We start from the raw sequence: 11311 nt of genomic DNA, 5'->3' as shown, positions 1-11311 counted from the left end.
AAAAGGAAAACCATGAATCAAAAGAGATATACTCAATTAGATGAACAAACCATTGCAAATATTAAAAAATTAATGAAGTCTAAAAACTATGCAGAAGTAGAGATTATTTTAGATAATATTGAAGAAGAACTTTTAGGAATTTATTTTATTGCTTCTTTTGTGTTTAATATTTATGAAATTATGCAAAAAGATGAAAAAATGTTAAAAATAATCAATGCTTTTGAAAAATACAATAAAAGAAATTTTGAATATTACCATTTATTAACAAAATATAATTTACATTTACATAAATATTATCAAGCTTATAAAAGTTCAAAGTTAATTTTTGAAAATTCAGATAAAAAACCAATTCATTTTTTACCAATGGTAGAAACCATTGCTAAATTTTCATCAGCTCCTGATTTTACTAATTTTAATGAAAATATTAATAATGAATTTTATGACAACGTAATAGAAAAATATGAAAGAAAATTTGCCATAAAACAAGATTTTGTTTTTGAAAATCCTTTTAGTTGAAGTGATAATCTTAAATGAAAAGCTGTATTTAAAAATAAAAATAACTGAGAATTATTAGTTGAATATAATTTTAACATTTATGATTCACTTTTATTAATGCATATAAAATTAGGAATTGAAAATAGTTATAAAAATTTTAAAGTTCATTTAATACCAAGAAAAAATTATCTTCCTGATTATGCTTCTATTGATGCCAATAAACTTATTGAAGGTTTAAAATTTGATCTAAAATTAAACAAAACAACTAAAAAATATGATCTTGAAGCTTTTGTTATTGATAATACAATGGAAACACTTAACTATGCAAATAGTTTAAAAACATTTTTTAAATTACTTGCTCCATTTGGAAAATATCAAGTTTCATTTAATGATTATCCTACAGAAGATTTATATAATTTTGAAAATGTAGTTGAATTTTTATCTGAAAATTCTAAACAATATACTTGACCCAAAAAGTATGATTATTTAAAAAAATTAAGATTTTCTTATATTGCAATGGAAGATAATTATTTTCTATTTGAATTACAAAATTGATTAAAAAAAGATAATTATGAATACATGGGTTATTTACACGAACAGGGAATTTATTTTCTTGATCTTGAAATAACAACAGAAGATATTCATGCTACCATTAAAAATTATTTATTAAATTTTTATGAAAATAATTTAGATCATATGATTATTTTCAATTTTTCAGCTCAATATAAAAAAATTACACTTACTTTGATGATTCTTAACTCATCTTCATCATTTATAGAAAATATTTATAAAGAAATTTCAATAGATAATAATGTTTCATCTATTGTGTTGCAGCCATTACAAAACCAAACTGATAAAAAATTTACTCTGTATTCAAAAACAAAAATTAACAATGAAAACAATGTAAAAAAATACAATTATAATTTTTTCTATAATAAAAACTTAGCTAATATACTTATAAAAAAACTTAAAGAAAAAAAATAATATGCTAAAATTAAAGAGTACTTATTTATAAGTACTTTTTATATATTAATGAAATTAAACACTGTTGCGGATTTTATTGGGTGTGTCGTATATGATGCCAATATTTAGAAACAGCAGGACGATAAAACAAAGGAAAAAAACATGGAACAAACAACACAAAAAACTGTTGAAAAAACAGAAGTAAAACAACAAGCACAAGACATTATTTCACGTGCTAAATTATTAGAAGCTGGAACATACTTCGGACGTCGTCCAAGTGTATGAAATCCTAAAATGAAACCATATATTTATGGAAAAAGAAACGGAAATCACATTATTGATGTTTCTAAAACACAAAAATCATTAGAATATGCATTCAAAATGATTCAAAAAGCTTCTTCAAAAGGAGCAAGATTTATTTTTGTAGGAACAAAAAAACAAGCTAAAAACATTATTGAAGAACAAGCTAAAAGAACTAATTCTCCATACGTAAGTGAACGTTGATTAGGTGGAACTTTAACAAACCAACAAACAATTTTCAGAAGTGTTAGAAAATTAGAAGAATTAGAACAAAGACAAGCACAAGGATACCCAGGGTGAACCAAAAAAGAAGGTTTAGAAGCTGATAAAAAAATCGCTAAATTACAAAAAAACCTAAACGGTATTCGTTACATGCACCAAACTCCACAAATTATGATAGTAGCAAGTCCATTAGTAGATGATATTGCTATTAAAGAAGCAAGAAAAAAAGGTGTTAAAGTATTTGGAATTTTAAATACAAACGGAAACCCAGATGATGTTGATTTTGGAATCCCATCAAATGATGCTTCAGTAAAATCATTAACATTAATTTTAACAGTTTTAGCAGATGCTATTGCTTCAGGTAGAGGTGAAAAACAACTATTTGCATACCAATCAGATGAAAATATAGTTTTACCTGAAGATCCTAAAAAAGAAAATTCAGACGAACCAAAAAGATTCGTAAGAAAACCAAGAACTGAAGAAGTTAAAGAAGAAAAAGAGGAAAAATAATGGCAGCAGATTTAAAATTAATTAAAGAATTACGTGAAAGAACAAATTCAGGATTCTTAGATGTTAAAAAAGCATTAGAAGAAACAAATAACGATATTGAAGCTGCAATTAAATGACTACAAGAACACGGAGTAGCAAAGGCTGCTAAAAAAGCTTCAAGAATTGCTGCAGAAGGTATTGTAAAAGCTTCTCACAATGATAAATATGCAGTTGTATTTGAATTAAATTCAGAAACTGACTTCGTTGCTAAAAATGATTTATTTAAAGAATTAGTAGTTACAATCGAAAAATTACTATTAGAAAATGAATTTACAACTTTAGAAGATGTTTTAAAATTAAAAGTTGATGGCGTAGAATTACAAGAAATGATTACCAATGCAACAGCTAAAATTGGTGAAAAAATTACTTTAAGAAGAGTTGAAAAAGTAACTCCAAATGAAGGTGAAGTTATTGCAACTTATACACACGCAAACGAAAGAATTGCTACAATTATTCTAGCTAAAGGTTCAAATCAAGAATCATTAAGAAATGTTGCAATGCACGTTGCTGCCTTAAATCCTTCTTATGATTTTGAAACACAATTACCAGAAGAATTAGCAACAAAAATAAAAGAAACTGCATTAGCAGAAGTAAAAGAAAATCCTAAATTCGATAAATTACCTGAAAAAGTACAAAATGATATGTTACAAGGTAAATTACGTAAAGCATACAATGAAAATAATGTTTTAGTTTTCCAACCATTTGTAATGGAAGATTCAAAAACAGTTGCTCAATATATGCATGATAATAACTTAGAATTAATTTCATCACTACGTTTTGAAGTTGGTGAAGGTATTGAAGTTAAACATGTTAATTTTGCAGATGAAGTTGCTGAACAAATGGGAAAAAAATAGATATCAAAAAAGTGGCCTAAGCCACTTTTATTTTATAAATTTACATAATTTTCAGTTGTTCAAGTAATTTCGTTATTGTTTGTTCCTTGTTCAATTAAATCGTTATATTCATTTGAAACATAACCAAACACAGATAATGTTATATTAACTTTTAATTCAACTAAATTATTTGAATTTTTAACTAAATTAAATTGAATGTCTTTAATGATGTTATTTGAAATTGTTAAATATAAAGGATATATTGATGAGCTATTATTTTTGAAATTAAAGTTACTTAAATAATTATTAGTTACAGTTAATTGATAAGTATTTGATGAATTGAATGTACTTAATTTCAGTTTATTGAAAATTGCGTTTTTCACAACTTGTAATTTATTTTTATCGATTTTATTAGTTATATTTAGTTGATTTAAATTGTTTAATTTTTCTTTATTTTCATTAGCTAACTCAATAATTTTATATTTATTTAAAGCTTCTTTTAAATCATCTTGCTGGATGTAAAAGTCAAATACTTCAGGTTTATTGTCTTTTAATTTTAGTGTTCTTAATCCTTCAAATTCAAAGAATTCATATTGAGTTTTGTTGTAATTATTACTATGTTCATCCATATTTGTAATTTTTAATTCAATACCTAATGTTCCGTTTTGATCATTAGCTTTTACTTTTTCAATTTTAAAATCATATTTTTCTTTGTTTTGTTTATTTACCTCAAAAAATTCATTTTTTAATATTGCGAAATTTAAATTTAAATTATTTTTAAATAAACCTTGTCCCCTGTGAGTTGTAAAATACTCTCAATTAAATAAATCGTTTCCTTGTTTTTGTTGAGGTAATAAACTTGCACTATTATCATTAAAAACTAACATCGAACCAACAAATGAAGGATATAGTGCTTTTATTTCATCTTTTAATTCTAATTTTGTAATTAAGTTTGTTTGTGTTTGTTTTTTAGCTGTTTTAAAACCATTAACGGTTATGGTTTTTTTAGTTTGATTTTCTTGTTTTGTAAACACTAAAGAAATATTTTTTATATATCCTTGACCATTGTTTGCGTTAGCACTTTTAAAATCAGCTTGGATTTGATATTTATCAAAAAGTTCAGGACCAATATTTATATAAGAAAATAAATTTGAAGGATTTTCTTTAAGTTTATTAAAAGCAGTTAGTGCATCTTCAGTGTTTTTGGTACTTTTTACTGTAAAAGAACTTGCAAAATTATTTAAATCTTCAAAATTGTATTTGGTGTGTTGTTTAAATGAAGATTTTAAAAATTCTTTTGTAAATGTTTTTGAAGTTTGGTTATTTTTTGTTAATGTTAAGCTTATTGTCAATGAGTTTTCTGTTTTTTGTCAGTTTGTAATATTTAATTTAACATTTTCAATTTCATTAAATAATAAACTATTTATATTTGTTTCACTAGAAACATTTTCAAAGAAAACATCTTGAGCATTTTTGTAACTTAAATTTAGTTGTTGAAAAATGTTTTCAAAATCAATTTCTTCTTGATTTTGTTGGGGTTTTTTATTTTCAGCTTGATTATTTTGTTGAGTATTTTTGTTTTCAATTTGATTATTTTGTTTATTATTTTCAATATTTTTTTGTTTTGAGTCGGTGTTTTTTTCTTTATTATTGCTATCTGTATCTTTTTTTATTTGTAAATTATTTTTAGGTTTATTTGTTTGTTCATTTTTACAAGATGTTAATATTAGTGGAATTGCGCTTAAAGCTAAAAAACTAGTAGTTAATATTAATAATTTTGTTGTTTTTTTCATGTATTCTCCAATTAATTAAGAAATTATAGCAATTTATTTTCATATTTTTTAAAAAAGTTATAGATTTTTATCTTTTAAAAAATAGAAAAATGAAAACTTAATTTTTAGCTATTTTTAAGGCATTTTTTTACTTTTTTTAAAAAAAATAATATCATTTTAATATGTGAAATTAAAAATAATTAAAAGGAGAAATATGATAAATTACAAATATCCTTATGTATTTATAGATAATAAAAAACCAGAACAACCAATCGTTTTTGTCCATGGTTTTAATTCAAGTTGCGCAAGATTTAATATTTTTGCACAAAATTGAAAAGAAAATGATTATTATGCAATTTCTTTTCCTGGAAATAATAATTTAAAACCACTTGATTATGATGAAGTAAGTGTTGAATCATTTAGTGATATTTTAATTAAATTCATCGATGATAATAATTTAAAAAATGTTATTTTAGTTGGTCATAGTATGGGTGGAGCAACAATTTCTTTAGCATATAAAAAACGTCCAGAATTATTTTCAAAAATGCTTTATATAGCACCTATGAATAAAACATCTCTAGCAAAGCAAAAAGATTATTTAGAAAGTTATTTTCCGAAAACTTTTGAACAATATTTAGATTTTTTACAAGCATTATATTACGATATTAGCAAATTTACAAATGATAAAGAATGAATGAAAAAAAACAAAGAATCTTTTGATGCAAATGACTTTAATAATGAAACAATTGTGAAGTTAGGTTATAGTTTGCCAAATATGCAAATAATGAATAAAATTGAAGCAGGATTAAATGCAATTAATGTACCTGCTTTACTTGTTTTAGGTGAAAAAGATGGGGTTATTGATCGTGATACTTGTTTGAAATATTTTCAAGACAATGTAAAAAATATAAAAACATCATATATCCCTAAAACAGGACATATGATGTTTGAAGAAAATTTTGAAGAATTTATGAAGATAGTTACACCATTTTTAAGAGAAAAATAATGAAAAATGAAAATTTAATTGAAATAAAAAACTTGGAATTTAAATATGATAAAAAGTCAATTTTAAATATTGATGACCTTGAAATTTTAAAAGATAAAATTACAGTATTATTAGGACCAAGTGGTAGTGGTAAAACTACATTATTAAATTTAATTAGTGGTTATTTAAAACCCACTAAAGGAATAATTGATGTACTAAATAATCCTAAAATATATGAAATTGGGTATATCATGCAAGAACAAAATGTATATCCTAATATTTCGGTATTTTTAAATGTTTATCTTAGTGCAAAAAATACACCGAATTGAGTAAAACAAAAAAGACTTCAAGCTTGTGAAGAAATATTAACTTTTTTAGATGAAAAAAACCAAATTAAATTTAAAAAACTAATAAATTTATTTAATAATTCACAACAAATATTTTCTAAATACATATTTTTTGTGTTGAGATTGTATGCTTTTTCTTTAAATTTTAAACAAATAAAAACATTTTTTAAAATTTTATCCTTAAAAGAAATGTTTAAAAAACAATGAAAAGAAGTAGGTACAAAATTAGAAATATTTGATTATGAAAAGAAAAAAACAGCACAGTTAAGCGGTGGTCAAAAACAAAGAGTTGCATTTGCGAAAGCAATTATTAAAAATTGCAAAATTATTATTTTAGATGAACCTTTTAGTGCGTTAGATGCAAAAATAAAAGAAAATACCATTAAATGAATTGTTTCATTACAAAAAGAATTTAATCTTTCAATGATTATGGTAACTCATGATCAACAAGATGCTATGAAGCTAGGGGATAAAATTATTTTAATGAATGAAGGTAAAATAGCACAAAACTCTTCACCTGAAGATTTATATAATGACCCGCAAAATATTTTTGTTGCTAAATTTATAGGTTATCCAGAAGTGAATTTGATAAAATCTGATGAAAATTATGATTATTATATTCGTCATAACAAAATTACAATGTCCTTTGATGAAGAAACTAATGCTAAAATAATTTCTGCAAAACATTTAGGAGATTCGGTAAATTATACTGTTAATTTCAATGGTTATGAAATCAATGTTTTATCAAAAAATATAGATTTTAAAATAAACGATGAAGTAAAAATTAGCTTTTTAGAAGATGATGTATTTCGCTTTTCAAAAGAAGGCAATCGTGTTTAGTAAAACCAAATTGTGATTAAAAAATCCAGAAAATTGAGTCGGTTGATTTTATTTAATTCCGCTTTTTGTTTTGATTATTTTGTTTACTATTTTACCAATTATCCAATCAATGCAAGGTGCTTTTGAAACGCACCCTTATAGAAATAAATTAACAATTACCAAAATAGGTTTAGATAATTTTAAATGAGTTTGAAAAGACAATAATTTTTGAGTAGCAATAAAAAATTCAACAATTATTTTATTTGTAGCAACTTTTATTAGTTTTATTATTTCTTTTTTTGTAGCTTTTTTAATTGAGTCTTTTATTTTAAAAGTAGCTCGTTCAGCATTTTTAACAGTATTTTATTCACAGTTTTTTTTATCTAGTTTTGCAGTTGGTATTGCTTTTGTTCTTTTGTTTGGAGAAAAAAATGTCTTTTTTAAACTATTTGCTCAAAATAAATTCAGTTTTACTTCAGGAAAAACTCACATAGTTTGATACTTTGTTTTGTTTCAAGTTTGAAGAAGTTTACCATTTAATATTATTTTATTTGCAGCTGCAATTAATAAAGCTAATTTAAAATATAAAAAATTAATGCAAACAGATAATTTAAAAACTTGATCAAAAATTAAATATGTTTATTTTCAAGAATTAAAAGTGACAATATTTTCAATTACTATCACTAATTTTATATTTGCTTTTTTATTGTATCCTAATGCAATTTTAGAATCTACTTTTAATTATGAAAAACACCAAGCTTTTACTGTAAGTAGTTATATTTTAAGATTTTTAGGAATAGGTGATGGTGAAGGATTTTACTATAATATTTCAAGAGCTTATGCTTCTAGTATGTTAATATTTGCTTATGCTATTTTGTTAATGCTTTTTGTATATTTATTTAGAATTAAAAATTTAAAAAGGGTTTATAAATTTTTAAAATATTTTAAAACAAAATTAATAAGGAAAAAATATGTGGAAATTAATAACTAAAGAAGTAATTAAAGTTTTTGTTTTGATATTTTTTGGAATTATTATATTATTTCCACTTTATTATTTATTATTAACGGCTCTTAAAAATGATATTGATATCCAAAATGATGTTGTTTCTATTACGATTAAAACCCCTACACTAAATAGTTTTCAAAATGTGTGAAATAAAGAGTTACTAAAAGCATTTACAATAACGATTTCAGCGATTTTTTGTTTATTAATAATAAGAGTTGTTGTTTATTCGCTTGCAATAGCTGGTCTAATAAAATTAAAGAAAAAATCAATCCAAAACTTTGTTATTTATTTTTTAATTATTGTTAGTGTTATTCCTGAATTTGTTTTATATTCAGCACTTAAATATAATTTAAACACTTGAAAATTAACTGATAAATATTGGTTAAGTTTAATAAGTAATGGCGTATTTAGTTTCTTTATTTTTTCATATACATTTAAGGTAGCTTTAAATGTTAGTCAAACAAAAGGAAGATTAGCAATAAATGATAATTTAAGATGATATGAAAAAATATTTTATGTTTATTTTTCAGATTTAAAATTATCATATTTACTTTTAATTATTTTTACAATAATCCAAGTTTGAAATGATTATTTATGACCTATGTATTTATTTAGAAATACAGAAGATAAAAACATATCTCAATGATTTTTAGCACCAGTTACAACTGAATACAAAAATATATATAATAATATAATTGCTGCTGGTAGTTTTATTGCTTCTGCAATTCCATTAAGTATTTATTTTATATTTTCTAAATGAATTAATAAATCAACAAGATAATTTAGAAAAATGAAAAAAATGGCTAAAAAATAAGCCATTTTTTAATTTTTAAATTTTAATTTAGGATTATAATTTTAGATGTAATCAAAAATTCTACAAAAGATTATAAAAATTTTAAGGGAGAAAAATGACAAAATCAAAGAAAATTCTTTTTCTTTTTGCTAGTTTAGGAGCATCTATTTCTTTAATTTCAGTTCCTGCTCTTGCTGCTGCGTGTCAAGCGAATAATACCGGCACAACAAAAGAAGAAACCAAAAACGATAATAAAAAAGAAACTGACAATGATTCAAATTATAAAGAAGATTCAAATAACAAACCTGAAACAAATGAAGGTGCAAAATCAGAATCTAATGATGATAATCAAACAAAAAAATCAGTAATTTTTTCAGCACCACAAGGAAAATATTGACCATTAATGACTGCTATTGCGCCAATTATAAATTACTACAATGAATCTAAAAAAAATGAACCAGGATTCTTACCAGTAGTTTTACAAACACAAGAACAAGTTAAAACATTTTCAGAAACAACATTAGTTCAAAATACAGTTAAAGCTTTTAATGAAAATGATGCAAAAATTAGCAATATTTTATTAGGTAATCAAATCGGTGCATATATTTTAAAATCAAATGACAAACTTTTAGAATTACCAAGTGAATTCAATGTTGAATTTAATGAAAAAATTAAAAATATTCACAGCACTCTTCCAGGTGAAGATATAAATGATAAATCAAAAATTTATAGCATTCCTTTTGATTTGTCAGATACAGATGCTTTAGAATTTAACTTAGACATTATGCATAAATTATTTGAAATAATAAAAGAAGCTGGCGGAACTGTTTCAGGTTCAATTTATGATGCTTCAGTTAAAGCTTCAAAGGAAGGAAACTCAATTCCACAAAGAAGTCCATTTTATGCAATTAAAGCTAAAACAAATAATCAATTAAATGGTATGAATGTTACAGACGAAACATTTAAAACATTTGCTGGTGTAAGAGAATTTATAAACAAAATTTATGAAAATACTGAATTTGATCAAACAAAAATGGCAAATGTTACAAAAAATGCAAGATTATTATCAATCGACTATCAAGGTGATGTATTTTTAAAAGAATTAGTTTCAAAAACTCAAAGTAATGACAAATTATGAAATTTAAAAACTAAAAATGATCCTGTTGAAAAATCAGTAATTAGTTATGAAAATTTATTAAATAATAATTCAGAACAAGTTAAAAATTTTGTGTCACTATGAAATGAATATAAACAATCAATAAAACATAAAGAAATTAAAGCAAAAGCGACAACAGAAGGAAGTCCAATTAATTTCCAAACAATCCAATTTAAAACAAATGATAATGTTGATTGAGGTGGATTTGATTTAATGCGTTATGAAGCTGCAATAACTTATGGGGCAGCTGTAGGGGATGCAAGAAATAAACAATCAATGATGTCAGTTTTATATCATTTACCAACAATTAAAAATGATGATCCTGATAAAGAAACAAAATTAGCTCAAAATAAAGCAGAATATGATTTATGAACAAAAGATGAAGATATGTTATATTTACCTTCTATAGATAAATATTCAACTGATTCAAAGCAAGTATTTTGAGAAGGTGGATCAAGTTTATTAGCAGTTAAAACAAATGATCAAGAAACAAACAACGCAGCTATTAAATTTTTAAATTTCCTATTTAATGGAGAATCACCATCAGCAGATGGTACAATGGTTGAAAACTGAATATTTATCGCTGAAAATTCAGGATATATTGTTCCTACAAAAGCTATTTTAACTCAAGAAAAACTAGCAAAAATAAAAGAACATCAAAAACAATTAAGAACAAAATTTGAACAAAGAGCTCAAGAATTAGGTGAAAATGGCAAAAACTTCTTAGTAAGAGATGAACAAAGAGATAAACTATCTACTGCTGTATATAATTTAAATTCAGCAATATTATCTCTTGAATCACTTCTAAAATTCGCAACAGGTGAAGCACATGACACAAACTATGTTGGTGATTCAAAATCTGTTAAATTAATTGCAGAAATATCAAGTCAATTATTAGAATTATCAAAACTAGATAATGAAAATAATCCATTATCAACTACAGATGGAGCAACAATTCTTAAAAAACTTCAAGATTTAGAAAATAAAGAATAAAATATTTACCATTAACATTCGTTAATGGTTTTTTATTATTATTGAGTTTTTAAACCTTTAAAAACTATCAAATTTTGT

The 11311-nt window shown here is 23.6% G+C and carries 9 protein-coding genes; 8 read left to right on the top strand and 1 reads right to left on the bottom strand.

What is annotated here, in order from left to right; translation table 4 throughout:
* Positions 1–12: 12 nt before the first annotated feature.
* From N8G13_RS01895 to tsf, 3 genes are all read left to right on the top strand, one after another.
* Positions 13–1479 carry a hypothetical protein gene (locus tag N8G13_RS01895; protein ID WP_262289246.1) on the top strand — a complete coding sequence of 489 codons (1467 nt, stop codon included), beginning with the start codon at positions 13–15 and terminating at the stop codon, positions 1477–1479.
* A 141-nt stretch (positions 1480–1620) separates the two neighbouring features.
* Positions 1621–2490, top strand: a complete 870-nt coding sequence (gene rpsB, locus N8G13_RS01890; RefSeq protein WP_262289245.1) for a 30S ribosomal protein S2 — start codon at positions 1621–1623, stop codon at positions 2488–2490.
* Entirely contained in the window at positions 2490–3383 is an 894-nt protein-coding gene (gene tsf / locus N8G13_RS01885; RefSeq protein WP_216535759.1) for a translation elongation factor Ts, read from the top strand. Before rpsB ends, tsf begins: the two co-directional genes overlap by 1 nt.
* Before the next feature lie 32 nt (positions 3384–3415).
* Here tsf and N8G13_RS01880 read toward each other — a convergent pair whose 3' ends face one another.
* Complete coding sequence (locus N8G13_RS01880; RefSeq protein ID WP_262289244.1) at positions 3416–5155, bottom strand: LppA-related lipoprotein; 1740 nt, start codon at positions 5153–5155, stop codon at positions 3416–3418.
* A gap of 193 nt (positions 5156–5348) precedes the next feature.
* Between N8G13_RS01880 and N8G13_RS01875 the strand changes: the two genes are divergently transcribed.
* The 5 genes from N8G13_RS01875 to N8G13_RS01855 all read left to right on the top strand — a co-directional run bounded on the left by N8G13_RS01875 (position 5349) and on the right by N8G13_RS01855 (position 11233).
* The gene (locus N8G13_RS01875; protein WP_262289243.1) at positions 5349–6140 is read left to right on the top strand and encodes an alpha/beta fold hydrolase; all 792 of its coding nucleotides are present in this window, start codon (positions 5349–5351) and stop codon (positions 6138–6140) included.
* Positions 6140–7306, top strand: coding sequence for an ABC transporter ATP-binding protein (locus tag N8G13_RS01870; RefSeq protein WP_262289242.1), 1167 nt, complete (start codon positions 6140–6142; stop codon positions 7304–7306). Before N8G13_RS01875 ends, N8G13_RS01870 begins: the two co-directional genes overlap by 1 nt.
* A gap of 10 nt (positions 7307–7316) precedes the next feature.
* The gene (locus N8G13_RS01865; RefSeq protein WP_262289241.1) at positions 7317–8276 is read left to right on the top strand and encodes a carbohydrate ABC transporter permease; all 960 of its coding nucleotides are present in this window, start codon (positions 7317–7319) and stop codon (positions 8274–8276) included.
* On the top strand, positions 8257–9072 hold the full coding sequence (locus tag N8G13_RS01860) for a glycerol transporter subunit C (protein ID WP_262289240.1): 816 nt from the start codon (positions 8257–8259) through the stop codon (positions 9070–9072). The genes N8G13_RS01865 and N8G13_RS01860 overlap by 20 nt, the downstream gene beginning before the upstream one ends.
* A gap of 127 nt (positions 9073–9199) precedes the next feature.
* Positions 9200–11233 (top strand): P68 family surface lipoprotein, encoded by a 2034-nt coding sequence (locus tag N8G13_RS01855; RefSeq protein WP_262289239.1) that lies wholly within the window; start codon positions 9200–9202, stop codon positions 11231–11233.
* The last annotated feature ends 78 nt before the right edge of the window (positions 11234–11311 follow it).

This window comes from Mycoplasma zalophi, from assembly GCF_025486335.1.
Lineage (GTDB): Bacteria > Bacillota_I > Bacilli_A > Mycoplasmatales > Metamycoplasmataceae > Metamycoplasma > Metamycoplasma zalophi.
The sequence above is the reverse complement of the archived record's forward strand: the minus strand, read 5'-3'. Positions and strand labels throughout refer to the sequence as shown.